The 20,903-nt window shown below is 35.3% G+C and carries 14 protein-coding genes; 3 read left to right on the top strand and 11 right to left on the bottom strand.

Features of this window, described 5'->3' with window-relative positions; translation table 11 throughout:
• Positions 1 to 43: 43 nt before the first annotated feature.
• The 3 genes from KYG33_RS12575 to tsf all read right to left on the bottom strand — a co-directional run bounded on the left by KYG33_RS12575 (position 44) and on the right by tsf (position 7,592).
• Complete coding sequence (locus KYG33_RS12575) at positions 44 to 3,442, bottom strand: T9SS type B sorting domain-containing protein (protein ID WP_219071844.1); 3,399 nt, start codon at positions 3,440 to 3,442, stop codon at positions 44 to 46.
• 114 nt (positions 3,443 to 3,556) lie between these two features.
• On the bottom strand, positions 3,557 to 6,379 hold the full coding sequence (locus tag KYG33_RS12570) for a gliding motility-associated C-terminal domain-containing protein (RefSeq protein WP_219071843.1): 2,823 nt from the start codon (positions 6,377 to 6,379) through the stop codon (positions 3,557 to 3,559).
• Positions 6,380 to 6,767: 388 nt separating this feature from the next.
• Positions 6,768 to 7,592, bottom strand: a complete 825-nt coding sequence (tsf, locus tag KYG33_RS12565; RefSeq protein ID WP_047385945.1) for a translation elongation factor Ts — start codon at positions 7,590 to 7,592, stop codon at positions 6,768 to 6,770.
• A 145-nt stretch (positions 7,593 to 7,737) separates the two neighbouring features.
• On the opposite strand from tsf, the gene KYG33_RS12560 reads away from it, so the two are divergent.
• The gene (locus tag KYG33_RS12560; protein WP_077418794.1) at positions 7,738 to 8,523 is read left to right on the top strand and encodes a DUF6759 domain-containing protein; all 786 of its coding nucleotides are present in this window, start codon (positions 7,738 to 7,740) and stop codon (positions 8,521 to 8,523) included.
• A 56-nt stretch (positions 8,524 to 8,579) separates the two neighbouring features.
• Here the strand turns inward: KYG33_RS12560 and KYG33_RS12555 are convergent, their stop codons facing one another.
• The gene (locus KYG33_RS12555) at positions 8,580 to 9,536 is read right to left on the bottom strand and encodes an acetyl-CoA carboxylase carboxyltransferase subunit alpha (protein WP_047385949.1); all 957 of its coding nucleotides are present in this window, start codon (positions 9,534 to 9,536) and stop codon (positions 8,580 to 8,582) included.
• 49 nt (positions 9,537 to 9,585) lie between these two features.
• Positions 9,586 to 11,094 carry a glutamate--tRNA ligase gene (gene gltX, locus KYG33_RS12550; protein ID WP_180564707.1) on the bottom strand — a complete coding sequence of 503 codons (1,509 nt, stop codon included), beginning with the start codon at positions 11,092 to 11,094 and terminating at the stop codon, positions 9,586 to 9,588.
• A 440-nt stretch (positions 11,095 to 11,534) separates the two neighbouring features.
• Between gltX and KYG33_RS12545 the strand changes: the two genes are divergently transcribed.
• Both KYG33_RS12545 and KYG33_RS12540 read left to right on the top strand, forming a co-directional pair.
• The gene (locus tag KYG33_RS12545; RefSeq protein WP_077418796.1) at positions 11,535 to 12,923 is read left to right on the top strand and encodes an MAC/perforin domain-containing protein; all 1,389 of its coding nucleotides are present in this window, start codon (positions 11,535 to 11,537) and stop codon (positions 12,921 to 12,923) included.
• A 306-nt stretch (positions 12,924 to 13,229) separates the two neighbouring features.
• The gene (locus KYG33_RS12540; protein WP_077418797.1) at positions 13,230 to 14,195 is read left to right on the top strand and encodes a glycosyltransferase family 1 protein; all 966 of its coding nucleotides are present in this window, start codon (positions 13,230 to 13,232) and stop codon (positions 14,193 to 14,195) included.
• Positions 14,196 to 14,250: 55 nt separating this feature from the next.
• Here KYG33_RS12540 and KYG33_RS12535 read toward each other — a convergent pair whose 3' ends face one another.
• The 6 genes from KYG33_RS12535 to KYG33_RS12510 all read right to left on the bottom strand — a co-directional run bounded on the left by KYG33_RS12535 (position 14,251) and on the right by KYG33_RS12510 (position 20,901).
• A complete protein-coding gene (locus tag KYG33_RS12535) occupies positions 14,251 to 15,135 on the bottom strand; it encodes a hypothetical protein (RefSeq protein ID WP_219071842.1) in 885 nt (294 codons plus the stop codon).
• A complete protein-coding gene (locus tag KYG33_RS12530; protein WP_257468769.1) occupies positions 15,128 to 16,030 on the bottom strand; it encodes a glycosyltransferase family 2 protein in 903 nt (300 codons plus the stop codon). The genes KYG33_RS12535 and KYG33_RS12530 overlap by 8 nt, the downstream gene beginning before the upstream one ends.
• Positions 16,009 to 17,148 (bottom strand): glycosyltransferase, encoded by a 1,140-nt coding sequence (locus tag KYG33_RS12525; RefSeq protein ID WP_219071841.1) that lies wholly within the window; start codon positions 17,146 to 17,148, stop codon positions 16,009 to 16,011. Before KYG33_RS12525 ends, KYG33_RS12530 begins: the two co-directional genes overlap by 22 nt.
• Complete coding sequence (locus tag KYG33_RS12520) at positions 17,148 to 18,395, bottom strand: glycosyltransferase family 4 protein (RefSeq protein WP_219071840.1); 1,248 nt, start codon at positions 18,393 to 18,395, stop codon at positions 17,148 to 17,150. The genes KYG33_RS12525 and KYG33_RS12520 overlap by 1 nt, the downstream gene beginning before the upstream one ends.
• A gap of 79 nt (positions 18,396 to 18,474) precedes the next feature.
• Positions 18,475 to 19,710 carry a glycosyltransferase gene (locus KYG33_RS12515; RefSeq protein ID WP_219071839.1) on the bottom strand — a complete coding sequence of 412 codons (1,236 nt, stop codon included), beginning with the start codon at positions 19,708 to 19,710 and terminating at the stop codon, positions 18,475 to 18,477.
• Positions 19,711 to 19,713: 3 nt separating this feature from the next.
• Positions 19,714 to 20,901, bottom strand: a complete 1,188-nt coding sequence (locus tag KYG33_RS12510; RefSeq protein ID WP_180564703.1) for a glycosyltransferase — start codon at positions 20,899 to 20,901, stop codon at positions 19,714 to 19,716.
• Positions 20,902 to 20,903: the final 2 nt, after the last annotated feature.

Below are 20,903 nucleotides of genomic sequence, written 5' to 3'. Positions count from 1 at the left end.
AAGCACCGCTGAAAATTCAGCTTTCTTTCTTCCGGCTTCTTTTTTACCTATGTTTTACAAGCAGCCAGCTTGAATATTTTACAGTGAGGGAAGAACCATACTCTGTCCAGGTGATAAAATACCAATAGGTTGCTGTAGGGACATATCTTCCACCTATTCTTCCGTCCCAGGTATATCTGTTTTCAGGAGTTCCTCTGAAGACTTCCGCACCGTACCGGTCAAAGATCCTGAATACAAGATTATCATTGGCCATTAAAGCAGAATAGTCTATTCCTTCGTTATAACCATCTCCATTCGGAGTAATTGTGTTGATCAGGTTAATAATGGCAAATGGTTTCTTTACTTCTTCACACATTTTAGAGTCTCTTACAAATACATTGTGCGCTCCTCTTGGTACATTGTAGAATACATTGGAACTCTGCCATACCACACCATCCAAAGAATATTCATAAGGCGGGATACCACCACTTACTCCGACTTTTACCGTTGTACCATCAATTTCAATAGACGTAATCATAGGAAGCGGCAATTCTGTAACATTCACATATTGTTTGTAAACACAGCCATTGAAGGTAAGCTCTACCCAATAACTTCCAGGGGCAACATTGGTGATGGAAGGGGTAGTAGCTCCCGTGCTCCACAAGTATCTTTCAAAGCCAGGTCCTGCATCCAGTGTGGTAGTGGTTTTCGGACAAATGGCTTTATCTTGTAATACATCCGACTTTTTAGGAATTTTAATGTTGATTTTAAGAGTCCCTACTTCCGGACAAACCCCATTTTTTTCAAAACGGATATAATAGATTTGTGAATTTGTAATATTAACAGGTGATGAAACGATGTTCACATTATTCTGAGCATCCGCCAAGGTTGCATGAAAAGTGAAAGTAACATTGGGATCTAAAGTAAACTGGGGGATAAACTGAGCCAAGTTCACACTTTTTATTCCATCCAGGTCATCATCACAAACACTTTCCGTAACAGTTTTGGTAATTAATGTTACTTTAGCTCCGATACTGAACTGTAAAGGCTTGATCACAGAAGCACAGCCATCCGGAGAATCTACTCTGATGTAAATGGTAGTTGTTGCGGTATAACTCCAGCTGTTAGGAAGAGTATTATTGTTTCCTGCGTTAGCATCCGCCAGATTTGCATAATATCTTACATTGGTAAAATAATTAGGATTATTAAGTACAATAGGAGTGACATTGGAAAGGATGAGAGTAACAGTTCCGTCCAGGTTATCATCACAGAAAATACCATTGTAGTTGTCCAGGACAATCGCTTTATTGTAAAGAGACAATGTGATCTGCGCGATACTTTTACATCCAATATTGTTCTTTACAACAGCATATATGATTGTTCCATTAGGTGCAGGATAAGCTGTAGTATTGGTGATCAATGCTGCGGCATTTTCATTCTGAGCATCCAGAAGAGTAGGATAGTAAGTAATTGTAACGGGGGAGTTATTAGTAATATTTGCTGTCGTCAAATTGAATGTTCCCTGTCCGTTGATATCACAGGCAAATAATGTTGTATTCATTACTGTAAGCGCCTGAATATTGATGGTAACTGTTATTGTTTCACAATCCGGAAAGTCCGGATCATTTCCGCAGAATGTATAAGTGAATGTATCTGTTCCTGATGTACCGGGAGTATTTACAGTATAAGTAATGATTCCTGTAACAGGGTTTATCACAGCAGTACCCAAAGAAGGAGCTGTTGTAATCGCTACCGTGCCAGGAACAGGAGTTTGTGATGAAGTACTGAAGGCGGGTGTTATAGTCTGCGAAGTGCATACATTGTAGGAAGCATTGCTGAGTTTTGTACAATTCAGAACCTTAAATTTTTCAGTAATTAAAGGTGCGCAGCTTCCCATTGTTACAGAACAGGTATAATTTCCGGGTAGTGTAGGGGTAATTGAAGATGCCGTAGCTCCCGGAACAAGTGTGCCGTTTCTATACCATTGATAAGTGTCATAGATAAGTGGATCCACAGTAAGAACAATACCAGGAATACAGCCGTCGCCTGATTGTAAGATAACGGGCTGCGTAGGAAAACCGGCGAAAAAACCTCCATATCCTACGGCATCACTTCCGGCAGTTATGCCTGCCATAATGGCCTTGTTTGAAACCACAGTAATAGTACCCGTCACATTGGGAATTCCATAAGTAACCCAGTTGGTAGTTCCGGTCATATTGTAAGGACCTGTTACCGCAGGAGGATTGGCTCCATTTACTGTAATAATAGCTCCCCTTTCTGTTATAAGATTTAGTTTTGTTGGGATGTTCAGAATACCGCCGGGATTACCATTGGAATGAACAAAATTTTCATTGATAAGTCCCAGTTCATTAATCTGTTTCGGAAGGTAGCAGTTCAAAGCCGGAATGAAATTGAATCCTCCGGTAGCCGTTTCATTTCCCGAATTTGAATCTCCGGCTAAAATCTGGTAGACATAAGCATTTTTGGATGTTTTTAGATATAAATTATAATGTCCGTTTCCCTGAAGGATATATTTGGAATCAGGAATAACGAAGTATTTTCCTGCATTAATGGTAGCTACGGGAGGTATTTCATTATTGACAAAGATCTGAGTGTTGTCCTCTGTAGCAATAACAACAGCGCCTTCCATATTGGAGCCAAGCGGGCCGTTACCTTTTACAAGGGCAAATTCATTTCCAAGCCTGTTGACAGGTACTGCCTGGTCCATTAAAATATCAGAACTGGAGGGGAAATTTCCTGCATATTGCCCGTTAAAATTTCCATTGGTAACATTGACAGGTTTGTTTGAAATAATTTTAGAGCCGATGAAACCATCAAAGTTTCCTGCTATATCCCCCATTCCGTCAATGATGTAAGACTGCCCTTTATTTAAAGTGAAAGTCATTGTCGGGTTGGTGGCTCCTGTTGTTCCATTAGAAAACTGAACGGCAGGGGTGTATCCGGAAATAGTAACGGTTGTGTTATCTTCAGTTGCCAGTACACTGGTCATGAAGTTCAGAATATTGTTGCTCACCGTAATAGGAGCGGAGGCTGCATAAAATGTTTTTCCCGTGGAAGGGATCCCTTTGGAAGTGATAATTTCTGCGTGGTTGAATACCGAGAACCTTAAATTGGCATAAAAAGGAAATTCTGCTTTAAGATATAACCCTTTGGTTGTAGGGGTAAATAAATCCGTCTGCTGTGTGGTAATTATATAATTCCTTAGTACATCGAATTTCTGTGGATTATTTTTACTGATGTTCACCGTTCCGATGAGAACATTATTGTTATAAATATTTACAGGAAAAGGAGTTGTTCTGCTGGTGGATAAATACAGTTTCTGATAAGGATTGGGAGCGCCGGTCCTGTCTACCATCGGAGCAAACCAATGCTCTCGGTCCAATTGGGCAAAAGCAGAGGTGAAAATATAAAATATAAATAAAAAAGATAGAATTTTCTTCATTCAGTAGTAGTATTTATCACAAATTTAATAATAAAAAGTATTAAATGCTTGAAAATGTAATAAAAAAGCCACGATTATGAAATCGTGGCTTACCATTATGGTTTTAACTAATTATTACTCTCTGTTTTTAACAAGAATCCAACCTGTATATTTTATTGGAGTCTTTTCTTTATTGGATTCAGTCCAGTTGATATGATACCAATATGTTCCTGTTCCAAGTTTCTTATCAAAGTGTTTTCCGTCCCATCTGTAGTTGTTGAATTTATTTCCGGTAAATACCATATTTCCATATCTGTCATATACTACAAAACTTAGGTTTTCTTTATAAGCAAGCTCACTGTAATCTATATAGTCATTTACGTTATCTCCATTAGGAGTAATGGCATTCAATAGATTAGGAACTGTAATTTCTACCTCAGTAGGAGTACAGTTATAGAAGTCTTTTACATAGAAAGTATGTTGTCCTCTTGTTAAGCCTGTGAAGGTATTTGAATCCTGCCAGTTAGCAGTTCCGTCAACGGCATATTTATAAGGTGCTTTACCTCCGCTTACAATTACTGTTGCAGTATTGTTGTTGAGCTCAATCGTTTGGATTACCGGATCTTCAACTTTTTTAACTTTTACTGTCTGAGTAAGGAAACATCCGTTCTTACCAAGTATTACCGTGTATTCTCCAACACCTATATCTCTGATACCTGAAGTGGTAGCGCCTGTGCTCCATTGGTAAGAGTCATATCCGGAACCAGCATCCAGGTTGGTTTTAGCATCCATACAGATATATTGATCTACCAATATCGAAGATTTTTTGATTGGAAGTACAATTAATTCGATTTTTGCATTTGCAGTACATCCTTCAGCAGTTGTTACTTTCACATATACAAATCCTCCTGTTGAAGGGAAGTTATCTGGTGTTGTGATTTCATTGATACCTGCAGTAAGGTCATTCAGAGTACGGTAGTATTTTTTAGTAACGGCATTATAATCTGTTACTTTAGCTTTCGTAAGATCAAAATAAGCGTATGGAGCTACATCATACCAGCATGCCTTAATAGAAGTATCCGTTACAATGAATGGTACTACAGTAAGGTTTAGTGTTATCTGCTCACAATCTGTAAACTCAACTGAGTTTCCACAGAATTTATAAACTATTTTATCAGGTCCTAAATATCCAGGATTTGGGGTATAAGTGATTGTTCCGTTTGGATTAACCACTGCTGTTCCTTTTGTAGGAGGAGTTAAAATTACTACGGTAGTCGGTACCACAGTCTGTGTTGACGAAGTAAACGCAGGGGTAATAATTTTAGTAGAACAAGCATTAAGCGCTTGAGTTGTTTCCTTTAAACAGGTTTGTACTTTATAGATAGGAGTTGTCACAGGAGGGCATGTTCCCATTGTTACTTTTACGGTATAATTTCCTGATTGTGTAGGAGTATAGGTATAAGAAGTTGCACCCGGAATAATTACTCCGTCACGGTACCATTGGTATGTTTCATACCCATCATCAAGTTCAAGAACGATTCCCGGTACACATTCACCTGTCTTTTTAGCAATTACAGGGATAGATGAGAATCCGGCAAAGTAACCTCCGTATCCTGCGGAACTAAATCCTCCGTTGATACCTGCTGTTACAGCCTTTGTAGAAGTAATTTTAATATTTCCTGTTACTCCGGTGATCCCATACGTTACCCAGTTAGTATTTCCTGCTACCGGATAGGGGCCGTCTGTCGCTGCAACTGGGTTATCATTTACCATTACTGTTGCTCCTGTCTCTGTTAAAATATTTAATTTTACAATAATATCCTGAACAGCACTGGCTCCTCCTGTACCAATAGGCATTTCATTGATCTTTCCGATTTCATCAATTTTTCTCGGAAGGAAACAGTTCAATGGGGGTATATAGTTGAATCCGTTCGTAGCATCACTTCCCATAATTCCAATAAATTGGTATAGGTATACATTTTTAGTAGTAGAAATGAACATATTTGAATGCCCTGAAGTACCTTGAGCCACATAGCTGGTTTCATTTATTCTGTACCATTCTCCGGCAGCAAGTGTCGCAACAGAAGTACCACCTCCATTTAAAAACACATCAGTATTATCTTCAGTGGCAACAATAAGCCCTCCTTCCATATTTAGGTTAGGAGCAGTAGACCTTGTTTTTACCATTGCAAAAGTATTTCCAAGCCTGTCAACAGGTACAGACTGATCCAGAACCGGATCACTTCCTGAAGGGGCAGTGGAGAAGTTAGCATTACAGCTTCCGTTGGTAAGTGTTACCGGTTTGTCAGCAACTATTTTTGCACCGATAAAGCCTGTCTTGTTTGCAGACTGAGTTCCGGATCCTGCAAGAATGAAAGATTGTCCTTTCTGCAATGTAAAAGATTGAGTGTTACCAGTAGGAGTTCCATTGATAAAAACTACTCCGGCAGTAGGGTTCCATGAAACGGTTACATTGGTATTATCTTCAGTGGCAAGTACACCTGCTGTAAAGTTTTGAATACTGCTGGTATTGGTATTGGGAGCAGTAGCAACAAAGAATGTTTTTCCAATTCCTGCCCTTCCTTTACTGGTGATTACTTCCCCGTGAACACTTTGAGCAAGTCTTAAACTGCAGTAGAAAGGTTTTGCTGCTTTTAGATAAAGTCCTTTATTGCCCACATTGAATGCATCAGTAGAGGTACCTGTAGAAATAAGGCTGTTAGTAACCTTATAGGTTTGTGGGTTAGTTTTACTGATGGTAACCGTAGTAACTACGGCGTTATTATTGTAAATGGTTACATCAATGGGAGTTGGTGAATCAGTGGATAGGTATAGCATATTGTTATACCCTCCGACACTGTCATAATAAGGAGCAATCCAATGCTCGGTATCCCTTTGTGCAAAGAGTGTATTAATTGTAAAAAAAATTAATACCAAACTGAGTAGAAATCTTTTCATGTGTATGGAATTAGGATTTCTACAAAATTAAAATAAAAAATGAAATACTTTTAATAAAATGTAAATAAATGTTAAAAAAATATTACCAATTTTTAAATAAATGCCATCTTGAATATGAAACTGGTAATTCGATTTCAAATCAGTCTGTCTGATAATATGTAAATATATCTCTTTATTAGGACTTATTTTATTCGGTTTTCCGATGAATACAATTTTATCAGAAAGGCTTATAAATGGATGCTCTTTACCGGCCAGCAGCTTCAATGGTGAGATTCTGCTTAATTCCGCCCGATATCAGTTTGTGTAATATTGTAGTTGAAGGGTTTTGTGAATAAAAAAATCCCGGTGAAATTCACCGGGATTCAATATTTTTTTGAAGATAATAAGCTTATAGGCTTACTCTTACAAATCCTGTTACTTTTAGATCTGCATTTACAGATTTTACATAATCAGCAACTGAGATACTTCCGTCTTTAATGAAGTCCTGGTGTACCAAAGTGTTATCTTTGTAGAATCTCTGCATTTTACCTTTAAGGATATTGTCGATAATGTTAGCAGGCTTACCTTCTTCAGTAAGTTTATGTCTTTCGATCTCTAATTCTTTATCAATAGTCTCCTGAGAAACTCTTGTTTCGTCCAAAGCAATTGGGTTCATAGCAGCAACCTGCATAGAAACAGCTTTAGCAGCTTCGTCAGCTCCGTCTACTTTAGCAGAAAGAGAAGAGATTGCAGCGATTTTGTTTCCAGCGTGGATGTAAGCTCCTAAGAAATCTCCCTGGATTCTTTCGAAAGATCCGATTTCGATTTTCTCACCGATAACTCCTGTTTGCTCTACTAATTTCTCAGCAACAGTCATTCCGTGGAAATCAGTAGCTAAAAGCTCTTCTTTAGTAGCAGCGAAGATAGCCATCTCAGCTAATTCGTAAGCTAGCTCGATGAAAGCTTCATTTTTAGCAACGAAGTCAGTTTCGCAGTTTAGAGAGATAACTACACCTAAAGTGTTGTCTTCGTTTACTCTTGCGATTACTGCACCTTCAGCAGATTCTCTGTCAGCTCTGTTAGCAGCAACTTTTTGTCCTTTTTTTCTAAGGATATCTACCGCTTTTTCGAAGTCTCCTTCAGCTTCAACTAGAGCTTTCTTGCAGTCCATCATACCTGCACCTGTTTGGTTTCTCAATTTTGCTACGTCTGCAGCAGCTGGTGTATAAGACATAATATCTATTATTTTTTTTATTTAAGATTAGTATTAATTTTTAGCTTAAATTTAGAGCAGTGCAAAGATAATGATTTTAATGATAAACTAAAAAATGACTTTTCACGTTATTAATATATTTAATACTATTTTAAAGATTTGATTAATGAAAAAAATCTTATTCCTTCTATTTATATGCATTTTCTCACTTGGTTTTTCCCAAAAAAAGAAAAAAACAAAATCTAAAGCTGTTGTTGAAAAAGAAACTGTAATTATCTATACAGAGCAGGAAGCTGAGATTTCAAAAGAAGCCAGAGTAATTGCAGGCTTTTTGAAGCAGAATCCTGGACATGCTAAAACTGATTATTTTAAAAGAAAACTTATTGATATTATTATGGCAGGTAATTCTCCGGAAGCAAAACCTACAATTAGACCAATCAGTAAAGAAAAAATTGAAAATATCGTTAAGAATAATGAGTTAAACAGCGGTAAAACACTTGCTGCAAATAAAACTTATACAGCGAATGGCAAGCCTGTTTCTAATAATACAGCAGCTGCTATTGAAGCTTTAAAAGAAGAAAGAAGAACAACTACGTTTGCATCGGTAGGTTCTGCCGGCTCAGCAAAAAGTGCCGGTACTTCTACAGGAGCATCTAAAGCAGGCCCAAGTGAAGAAAATAAAAGAACAGCAGCAATGCTTACCCATCTTTTTAATAATGACACTAGCAAAAATGAAGCTTATATCAATATTAAAAACAGATCTACCTGCAATCTTATTGTAAAGATAAGCGGTAAAAAATATTATAATCTGAGTGTTCCTGCAAAAGGAGAGAACTTTATTCTGGTAGATAAAGGAGAGTATGTCATGACAACAATGGTATGTGATGCCAAATATTCTGCTTTGAAAAAGATTAGCCAGGATATTGAAATAGCACTTAATGTTGCAGATTAGAATAGAAGAAAGCTAAAGTAAAAAAGGTTAAGAAGAAATTCTTAACCTTTTTATTTTTATCCTTTAAACTGACCCATCGCAATGAATTTATCTTGTCTCTGGGTTTCAAGCTCCTGTCCTGTAAATTTGGAGAAAGCTTTGATGTTTTGTAAAATTGAATTTTTCAGATTTAGGTAGGTAGTCTCCTGATCATACTGAGCTCCACCAAGTGGTTCCTCAATGATTCCGTCGATGAACTTTTCTCTTAAGGCATCTGCTGGAGTAAGGTTCAATGCATTGGCTGCATCTTCCTTGTGATCCCAGTTTCTCCATAAGATAGAAGAGCAACTTTCCGGTGCAATTACAGTATACCATGTATTTTCCAACATATACACTTTATTTCCAACACCTATTCCTAATGCACCACCACTGGCACCTTCTCCAATGATGTAAGTGAAGATAGGAGTTTTCAGCTGAACCATTTCAAAAATATTTCTTGCAATAGCTTCTCCCTGTCCTCTTTCTTCAGCTTCCAATCCTGGATATGCTCCCGGTGTATCTACCAAAGTTACCACAGGAATATTGAATTTTTCAGCAAGCTTCATTAGTCTTAAAGCTTTTCTGTATCCCTCAGGATTTGGCATCCCAAATCTTCTGTACTGTCTTTCTTTAGTTGTTCTTCCTTTTTGAGTCCCTATGATCATTACTTTTTGACCATCAAGGGTAATCAATCCTCCAATCATTGCCGGATCATCAGCGAAATTTCTATCTCCATGAAGTTCTAAGAAACTGCCTTTGTCTGCCATTCCGTTGATATAATCCAATGTATAAGGACGATCCGGGTGACGGGACAGTTGTACTCTTTGCCAAGGTGTAAGATTTCCATAGATTTCTTTTTTCTTTTCTAAAATCTTATCCTCAATCTGGCTGCATGCTAATTTTACATCAACACCACTTTCTTCTCCTACTAAAGAACACGTCTGGTATTGATCCATCAATTCTTTGATAGGAAGTTCGAAACTTAAATATTCCATTTCTTGAAGTAAATTAAATCTTTCAAATGTATGAAAAATTATGGTTATTCTATTTAAAATTATTTATAGCATTGCTTATTCTGGAGGTACTTTCCTCTTTACCAAGGGTTTCCAGGATATCGGGAACGTCCGGTCCTTTTAATTCTCCTACTAAAGCCAAACGTAGCGGCATCATTACTTTACCCATACCCAGTCCTTTGCTTTCCGCGAAATCATGCATTGTATGTTTCAATGTCTCTGAAGTAAAGTCTGTAGATGCAAAAGCTGATGCCAATTCTGCTAAAATTGCAGATGTTTCATCATTCCATGCTTTTTTAGATGCTTTTTCATCATAAGAAGCCGGAGCTTCAAAGAAGAATTTTCCGTTTTCATAGATGTCTTTAGGGAAAGTTGCTCTTTCTTTCATCAGATGAATTACTTTCAACAGTTTTTCATCAGAAGCTCCTGCAAAATCAATAGCTGTGTTTTTCAATATCTGAAGAAGCTCTTCGTCAGATTTCATCTGAATATACTGATGGTTGAACCACTCCGATTTTTCTTTACTAAATCTTGCTCCCGCTTTATGTACTTTATGAAGGTCAAATTCCTTAATCATTTCCTCTAAAGGAAGAATTTCTTTATCATCTGCCGGAGACCATCCCAATAATGCTACCATATTGATGAAAGCATCAGGAAGATAACCGTTTTCTCTGTATCCTTTGGAAACTATGCCAGTAGCTGGATCTTTGAAGTCAAGCGGGAATACCGGAAATCCAAATTTATCTCCATCTCTTTTACTTAGTTTTCCTTTTCCTTCAGGTTTTAAAATTAAAGAAAGGTGTGCAAACTGTGGTGCTTCCCACTGCATTGCTTCATATAATAAAGTGTGGAGTCCTAAAGATGGCAGCCATTCTTCTCCACGGATGACGTGAGAGATTTCCATTTCATGGTCATCAATGATGTTGGCGAAATGATAAGTCGGCATTCCGTCATTCTTTACCAAAACTTTATCATCTAAAGTATTTGTATTTACAGAGAATTTTCCACGAATGATATCCTCAAGATTTAATACTCTGTCAACAGGCATTTTGAATCTTACGACATACGGAGTCTTTTCGTCTAGTAGTTTTTTAACTTCTTCTTCAGAAAGTGTCAGGCTGTTTCTAAGACCGTTTCTTGTTTTATTGTCATATGAGAAAACATCACCTTTGGCTTCATATTGTGCACGAATGGCATCCAGTTCTTCTGCAGTATCAAAAGCAATATAAGCATAATCTGTTTTTAAAATCTGCTCCGTATAGCGGTCATAGATGTCTCTTCTTTCAGACTGTCTGTAAGGAGCAAATTTTCCTCCTTTCTTAGGACTTTCATCCGGGATGATTCCGCACCATTCCAAAGCTTCTTCAATATATTCTTCAGCTCCTTCCACATATCTGGCAGTATCTGTATCTTCAATTCTCAATACAAATTCCCCTCCCTGGTTTTTAGCAAAAAGATAATCATATAATGCGGTTCTTACGCCTCCCAAATGTAATGGTCCTGTAGGACTTGGAGCAAAACGTACTCTTACTTTCTCCATTTCAATTTTAATTTTTGCAAATTTACTTAAAATTATGCGTTTAAGAGGTGATTTATGACCTGGTATTCTTTTTTTTAATTCCAATTTTTGTATTTATTTCTGCGGATTTTCGTGAAATACTGTTTTAAAGCTTTCAATCTTATTATTTCGGATTATGATTTTAATTCATGGAGGATCATGTATGACTGATCATATTATGAAAATTAAGCTCATAAAGGAAAAGTATTATATTAATGTTTGTGTCTTCTAATGGATGTAATAAAGTTGGTTTTTATAATTTGTTTTTGTTATTAAATCACAAATAAATGATATATTGTTTCTTTATTAATGGTGTGTTAAACCATATTTGAATTCACTAAATAATGATATATATCATTGTGTGATTCCTTTTTTCACTAAGTGTTGAATATTATATTTGCCGGAAACTTTTAATTAATACTATGAAAAAACAAATTTTATTTTGCTTCAGTAGTTTACTGATGCTTTTCATGAGTTCATGTTCAACGGAAGAACTGAGCAATGAGGCAACACCTGAAAGCCCGGCGGCAAAAGCTAATCACCGATTATCAGCAGCCAAATTTGCAGGAGATGGAATTTACGATGTCTTAGGGCATGGTTATAATGTTGCCGGTGAATATGCCAATGCAACTGCAGCTGGTTTTAAAGTGATTGATATTGATCGTTTTAAAGTGGAGCAGACAAACAGATTGATCAGCGAAAACACTTTCTCACAGGAATATACTGAAGAATATGGTGAAAATGCTGAGGCGTATTCTAAAATGGTTTCAACCAAAGTGAATGTTACTGCCGGTATTCCATTATTCAAGAAAACACTTTCAGTAGGATTTAACTCTGCGGTAACTACAAACAATAAGTTTGAAGGAAAATACATCTACGGAAGTTATAACCTTACCATTAAACAAAAAAGAGTAAGATTCAATGCAACTACAGACATGTTGGGAGACTATCTTACTCCAGAATTTGTTCAGGATCTGCAGACAAAAACGCCACAACAAATTGTACAGGACTATGGAACTCACGTAACACTTGATATCTATACAGGAGCAAAACTTGATGTTTTATTCCAGGCGGAAACAAGAAGCCAGAGCCGTGACCGTGCTGCAAGAATTGGAGTAAAAGTAGGAATGAAAGATATCTTTGATGTAGATGTAACCAATGATGTGAATACTTCAGAATCCTCTATGAACTATTCTAAAAAATTATCCTTTAAAACAAGAGGAGGAGATCCATCAAAAGGGTTATTAGGAGAACTGAATCTTGATATGTCAAATCCAAAAATCAACTTTTCCAACTGGCAGAACAGCTCTAATACGAGCAATTCTGTTTTGGTAGATTTCGGAAACAACGGATTGGTTATTATCTATGACTTAGTGAAAGATGCTGCTAAAAAAGCTCAGCTTAAGGCTTATGTAGATCAGTATCTGATAGACAATAAAGTTTATATGGAATTCAATACCATTCCGGTATACAGATATTACAACGGAGTAGATCATTATTATACAAAAACTCCGGGAAGCTACAGTGGCTATTCTTATGAAGGAACAGAGTTCAACGCATTCTTATATAAAGCTCCAAATACAGTTCCTGTTTATAGATATTATAATGGGAAAGATCACTACTATACAAAAACTCCTGGATATTATCAGGGATATGTAGATGAGGGAATTGAGTTTAATGCTTTTGCTACTCAACAGCCTAATACAGTTCCTATTTATAGATATTGGAATGGGAAAGATCATTATTATTCAAGATCAAGTGTAAGACCTTCTGGTTATGTTTCTGAAGGAATTGAATTCTACGCATACTAACTAGATAATATTAATATTTTACAAAAAACCGTCTCAGCTTTGAGACGGTTTCTTTATACAACGAAAAACCAAAATAAATATTTGTAAAATATTTTCGTTGATATTAGGAACACTGAAAGAATATTTCCGGCAGTCTTATCATTAAAAATGTATTTTTGTACCTTATAAGTTTAGTTTATCAATGAAAGAGCATTTTGTCTTTACAGATGAAATCTGTGTCAGAAACTACAGAAATAAGATTATCGTATTCCTGTTTCTGTCATTGAATAGGATAGAAGCTAAATAATTTAACTTATTTACTAACAAATGAAAATTATTTTCCACGAAAATCAATTATGTTATAGAGGGACTTCCAATGCCCTTTTTGATTACGCTTATTATAATGAGGAAATGCTTGGCAATGAATCAATGATTCTTTATCCCCAAAATAGTCCGAATAATGCAGAAGAAGCTATCGGGCGTTTTAAAAAGAGGTTTAATGTTGTTGGATATAGTGATATAAAGGAAAGAGATGCTCTTATTAAGAAATCAAATGCTGATCTTTTTTATGCGATAAAATCTGGTGAAAAGGAAACGGATACCCCACAAGATCTTATTAAAACGGTTATTCATGCGGTTTTTAAGTATAATGAGCCTTACGGTGATGTCTACGCATATGTCTCCGAATGGCTGGCAAAAACCATGAGTGATGGAAAGCTTCCTTTTGTTCCTCATATCGTAGATCTTCCTGAAATAGGAGGTGATCTTCGGGCCGAATTGAATATTCCGAAAGATGCTGTGGTATTTGCAAGATACGGAGGAACCGAAACTTTTGATATAGATTTCGTAATGGATGCTGTAAAGAAAACAGCCCTGAAAAATAAAAATATATATTTTGTTTTTATGGGAACCGATGCATTTGTAAAGAGAAACTTTTTCAGGTCTTACAAGAATATTATTTTCCTTCCTCCTACAACAGATGTTGAAAGAAAAGTGAAATTTATTAATACTTCTGATGCATTTTTGCATGCCCGTAGACAGGGAGAGAGTTTCGGAATGGCGGTAGGCGAGTTTTCCATTAAAAATAAACCTATTATAACATGGTCCGGATCTGATGAAAAGTCACATCTTGAGATTTTGGGAGATAAAGCGTTCTTATACAGCGATAAAAAAGATATCCTGCAGATTCTGAATAATTTTGAACCGGATCCTGATAAAAACTGGGATTGTTATTCTGAACTTTTCAATCCACGGACAGTCATGGAGAAATTTGAGAATGTTTTTATCAAATAATAAAAAAGGCTAGTGTTACAACAACATTAGCCTTTATATTTTTGGTCTGAAGGAATTAAAAAAGGCTTTTAATTCTCATCTTTATTTTTTTTGTGAAAGATAAGTTCAGATTGAGTTTTTGCTGAGGATATTTCTTAGAAAAGGACAGAATAAATTCATCAATGTTTTTTGCCGGGAAAAAAGAAAGTTCTTTCCAGATCCCTTTATATAATGGATGGAAATCTATGAATGTTTTGTAATTATCAGAATTGACCTCTTTCCAGGAATTTAAAAATTTTGAAGTGTCAAAATCATTTTTATGCCCCCAGTTATTGATCTTTTCTGAAATTTCCATTTCTTCACGCGCCCAGGACTGATGAATTAAATAAAAATCTAATGGGAGAATTCTTCCCTTATTGGTATTTCTGGCATATTCATATTTAGGATAGTTTGTAATAAGCATACACTTCTCATCAAAAGGTGTAATAACGAAGAAACCTTCAGTATTATGTTTGAATAATGTAACGAAGTTTACCTGAAAATTAAAAGGATTTTTAGCTGGATTCTTCAATAAGAATTTATTTTTTTTCAAAAACTGAGCTAATACCTTGAAATCATAGGCATATTCATCACCATCCATCTGGATATGCCATCCGCCAGACCCCATCTTTTCAGCCATCATATTTCTTTGTCTGGTCTCCAGATCCATCGGCTGCATACCTTCAATAAAAAAAGTGTCTTTATAAAAGATGATTTTATTCTTAATATCCAATTTTTTGATATCACTGAAAACATTTTCAGGAATATGGATGTCATTTCCCGCCCATGTTTTATTATTGGCATCATAGCTTATCACGATACAGTCTGCATGCTCATAAATATGCTGAAGAGATGTAAAGATGTAAGAGTAGTCATACGATAAAAGATATCCTACTTTAATAATATTTTTTTTATTACTCATTTTTTATTTTCTCTAAATTGGAATAAAGACCGTCTAATATACCTTTAATGTATGCTTTCGCCATAGAAAATTTTCCTTTTTTAAGTGCTTTCCTTGCGAATTTCCATCGTTCTTTGGTTACATATTTTATATTTCCATCGTATAATCTGCACATCCAGATTCGGTTTCTGGTGATATAATATTCGTAAAAACTGCCTTTATCACTGGCAAGGTTGAAAGCTTCACATTGGGTATTCACCGCAATCTTCCATTTGTTATTCCTAAGGAGGCGCAGACACCATTCAGACTCTTCATAATACATGAAAAAACGGGTATTCATTAAACCCACATCATCTAATATTTCCTTTCTGAACATTAATGCACTTCCATCTACATATTGTATGTTGTAGTTATAATGAGGAGCATTTACATGATTCTTATCCTTTTCAGAATTGGTATGTCCACCCTGAAAACCCTCTTCAGGGAATAGCAGTCCGCCGTCTGAAAATATTCTGTCACGAATGTTTCTGTAGCAGATGCGGGGACCTATTATTCCAATATCTGGAAGCTCTTTTAAATCTTTGTATAATTGGCAGATCGTACTACGCGATATTTCAATGTCCGGATTTAATAATAAAAAATAATTCTTACCGTCTTCTATCGCTTTTTTTATGGCCAGATTATTACCGAAAGCATAACCTCCATTATAATCACTTAAAATATAGTGTATGTGTTTTTGAGATCCCAGTTTCTCAATTTCTTTCCTGTCTTTTGAATTATTATCCACTACATAAATAGATTTTTGAGAAATTCCTTCGCTTAATAATGAATTAACTTCCCTGTTGGTGTCATCAAAAGAATTGTAATTCAATATGATAATTGCTAAATCATCCATTAATGTAAAATGTTTTTCCATTTTTCTATCGCTTTTTCTTCAGAAAAATTATTCTTAAAATAGACTTCAGCCTGTATTTTCATTTCCTGATAAGAAGATTCATTTTGTAGTAAAGACATTATCTGATCCCTAAAAAATTCCGGATTGTCAGTTACTAAGCAGCCATTTGAAATTTTTGACGGAAAGCCATCAATAGCTCTTTCAGTTCCTACAACAGGAAGACCGTAAGATAATGCTTCTATTACTTTTATTTTGATACCCGTACCTTCCAGCATCGGGCAAATTGCAATTTTCGACTGGTGGTAATATTCTTCTAAATTTTCTGCAAATTCTACCAATTTGACCCCTTCCCGTTCTTGGAAGTGTTTGCATATCCTTCCAATAATTACCATATGAATGTTTTTGGGAAGTAATGGATATACATGATCAAAAAACCATTGCATTGATTGTATATTGAAAATATTTTCAGACCCCACAAAAATTAAATCATACTTTTTATCAGTGTCATTTTTCTCGAAATGAGGGGTGAAAGAAGGAGGAATATTGATTACCTTTTCTCCTAAAAATCTTTTAAAAACAAGATGTTCATCTTCTGATATGGTGATCACCTTATCAAATTTTGAAAGGTTATTTATCTCCTCATTGAAGCGCTTTCCAATATCTAATGATTTGTTTTTGTAGAATTCATTGAGTGTAATCCAATCATGAGTTTCAATGATTTTTAAAGTATCTTTCATAGACTCATTATCAATTAATCCGGCCCAGAACTCATAATTGATGACGATGGCATTATATTTTTCTTTATTGAAGATATTCGTAAATTCTTTCTTTGCAAAATCTGTCAATAAGTGGTTATACTCATTAGATTTTTTAGAAAATTTTGATATTTTGTATTTCCAGTAATCTGATGACGTCTTTATTTTCGGTGGTTTCTGATTGATTAAGAACAGATTGTCAACAATACTTTTATCAATTTCCGTAGTGTCGTTTTGTCCCTTATAAATCTCAGTAGCCCCCACCAGATCAATACTATAACCCAGATTTTTTAAAACGGTAAGAGTCGTTTTTGCTCTTGTGGTATTTCCGGCCCTGTTTGAAAAAGGATTTTCAGGGAAAAAGAATAGAATTTTTCTTTTCATTATAAAGATTTGATGGCTGAATTAAATTTATTGATAATAGTGTCCCATGAATAGTTTTTCAAGACGTAATCTTTTGCTTTATTACCCTCTGAAATCAGATTTTCCTGTGTTTGTTGTAAGTAAAAAGTCAGAGCCTCGGAAAATTCATTACTGTCTGTGAAGCTTTTCCCGGTTTCACTCTTTTCAATATGCGAATACAGTACTTCACAGTTTTTGTTTACAATGACAGGAACTTTCAGTAACATGGCTTCTAATGTAATTAATGACAGACTTTCATAAAACGAAGGCATTATAAGTGCACTTGCATTTGCCAGCAACGCATTTTTAAGCTCATGATCTACAAATCCTGTCAGGATAATATCATCTCCCTGAGTTATTTTTTCATCAAGAGAATTTTTACCTACCAAAACTAACTTTATATCGCGATATTCAGGTTTTTTTTCTTTAAAATCTTTAAAATATTCAATCATCATGACACAGCCTTTGTCTTCAACAATTCTTCCAATATAAATGAAATATTTGTTCTGATAAAGATCCTGCGGTAATGTGCCTGATGTAACGTCATAATCATCGAAACCAATTCCTGCAATTTCAGATTTTAATTTTTGGGCCTGAGGGTAAACTTTCTCCACAAAATCCTTTTCAATCTGAGTATTATACATGATGAATTCTGGAAGAGAAAACAATTGAGAATAGCCATCAAGATAAAACTGAGGCTCATCGTGTGCCGTAGGAATGAGAATGCTTTTATCAGCAACTTCTCTTATACCTATATTGGTAGGGTGGTATAAATAGGTGAAGAAAATAAAAGCCTTATAATTTTCTTTTTTGTCTTTTATAAATTGAATTAAATCATTGGAATAGGGTCCCTGTACTTCTAACCATTCATTGAAATTAAAATCTTTTTTGTTGTATTTAAATCTCTTATAAATCAAATAAGGGAAGTTTAGAACACTTAGCTTTCTGCTATAATACTTATATAAGTTACGAGCTATTTTACTTAGCTCGTTGAATTTTTTTAAGTCTTTTTTTAAAGTTTTAAATCTTCTTACTTTAATGTCGTTGATGATTTCAATTCCTTCCGGATAATGATTATCCCAACGTTCGAATTCTATAGCACAGGTTGTAATAATTTCAATATCATAGATGGCAGATAATTTTTCAGCTAGTAATCTTGCGTGAAGCTCTGCGCCTCCGTTGATCTCCAATCCATATCTTTGGACTACTATTGCAATTTTGTCTTTCATATGAAACATGATTATTATTTCATTATTAATCTATAGACCTGTCCATTGGATGACGGCCCGGAAAATTAACCAAATAAAATTATTTTCTGCCTTTTTTAAAAAACGCGTTTACTTTTTTTCTTATTTTATTATAAAGAGTACGTTCAAGATAATTGACTCTGGTGTTTAATCTTTCAATTTCGCTCAAATAGAAAACATTATTTACATCACTGCCTCCGCTGCTTTCTTTTTTGCCAAAACCATCAATGGAACCCAGTCTTATTTTGAATAAATCCCCGATAGACTGGATAGAAAAATTCTCAGCGATTTGTGATTTTGCCTTTTCTCTCATTGAGGTCAGACTATCAAAATTGTTTTTGATGTATTGGAGTTTTTCAACAGCATCTTTCAGACTTGGTTTAGCAAGTGTTAAACCTTCGTCGATCAATCCTTTTGTATTGGAGGTTTTGATGAAATCATACTGAATGAGAAAACTGTTATTTACATTCATGAAATCAAGGTTTCCGGAATAACCGGTTCCGACTACAATTTTTCCATAAGCCATGGCTTCTGCCATTGTAAGCCCAAAACCTTCCGAACCATGAAGAGAAATCAAAACATCAGACTGCTGAATCAGAGAATGCAGCTTTTCCTTTGAAAAATGTTCATTAATGATAACCACGTTCGGGATATTATTGTAGGCTTCCAAAGCTTTCTGAGCATCTTTGCTTCTTTCAAGATTGTGTGTTTTTATAATAAGAACACTGTTTTTATCCTCTTTGAAAACCGTTGTGAAAGCTTCAAGTGTCGCTTCCGGGTTTTTTCTGATGGTTGTACTCAAAGAGTCAAAAATCGTAAGATAGATCTTTGAATCTGAAGAAATAGTATACTGGCTCAGTTCAAAATCCTTAGATTCTGCCATCTTTTGAATCGGGTGAGAAAATCTAATGACCGGAATTCCCGTATATTTTGTGAATATATTGACACAGAAATCACTTGGAACCCAAAGCTCATCAAAAACATTTAATATTTCGACAACTTTATCGGAAACTTCGGGAAATTCCCAGGCCCAGTAAATAATGTTATAATGATCCTTAAGATTCAGATCCTGATTCTTAGAGAAAAAATTGTTAATAAAATTGATGTTAATGTGGAAAACATTAATCGAAGATGATGTTTCGGAACCTGTATCAATTCTCTCAAAAGTTTCGCTGGAATAATTAATCCGGTTTACTTTGATACCGATTGTTTCCAATGCTAAGGCATTCAGTCTGGTTGCTTCAGAAATTCCAAAATTTCCGTCAAAAAAACCATGGTAATTTACACTTAATGACATGGATTATAATGTTTTAAGTTTTTCTTTTACTTCTTCCGGTGAAAATGCTCTCAGACTGTCCACAGAATGTTGGCTTAATGTATTCCAAAGTTCTTCATTAATATTCAGCTGAATGATTGCTTCTGCAAAACTGTTTTCGTCATTGGCAATCAATACATTTTTTTTATCTGTAAGCTTCATCCCTTCAGCACCAATGTCTGTGGTAACCACCGGGAAAAAGTATTCAAAGGCTTGCCCTATTTTTCCTTTTACCCCAGCCCCAAACCGTAAAGGAGCCACCATGATTTTAGAATTCATGAAATGCTCTTCAATGCTTTCTACAAACCCTAAAAATTTAAACTTAGGATATAGTTTAAGGTCCAATTTTTCGGAAACATTTCCAATGATACTTACTTCCAGTTCAGGATTTGTTTTCCAGACAATGGGCATTATTTTTTCATAAAGGAACTTTACCGCATCAATATTCGGTTCATGGATAGACCCGATGAAGGTGATTCCTTTACTTTCACTAAAGTTCTTCCTTTCTGAAATATCAATTTTAGGATAGTGAATGTTCGATATGGTAATGATCTTATTTTTATCCGCGTACTGGCTCATAATCTCTTTCTCTTTATCCGAGATGGCAATAATGTAGTCCAGCTGTGGTGCAACAACCGTTTCCAGGCGGAAGAAATGCTTGTAATTTTTCTTTAAAGAAATACGGGTTGGTTCCAGTTCAATCGCTCTTTTAAACCTTAAAAAATGAATATCCACCATATCATAAATGAATCGGGTAGAAGGGAGAAGAGCCTTCATTTTTTTGTAAAACAGATTCAGGGCAAGGGGCCCATTAAACCAAATATAATCTACCTTTTTAAAGGAAGACAGGAAATCATAGATATTCTTATATTTATTGTTCTCTATATACACGATAACATCATGCTGCTGATAAAACTTTACATATGAATCGTCTTCAAAAATATGAGGAGCAAATAAAATGCAGTTGTATCCTAATTCTTTGTAGATTAATATGAGTTCTTTCAGTCTGTTAGCCCCGGATTCTTTATCATGGGCAGGAAAATCTCTTGAAGCAAACAGAATTGTTTTTTTGGAATCGTCAAACAGATTGATATTGACTATATCCTTAGATTGAAGATATTTGAGCTTTTCTTTTCTTTCGAAGTGTTTTTTTATTTTTTTTAAGATTCCCATTT

Origin of the sequence: Chryseobacterium sp. D764, assembly GCF_019317325.1 — a bacterium.
Lineage (GTDB): Bacteria > Bacteroidota > Bacteroidia > Flavobacteriales > Weeksellaceae > Chryseobacterium.
The sequence above is the reverse complement of the archived record's forward strand: the minus strand, read 5'-3'. Positions and strand labels throughout refer to the sequence as shown.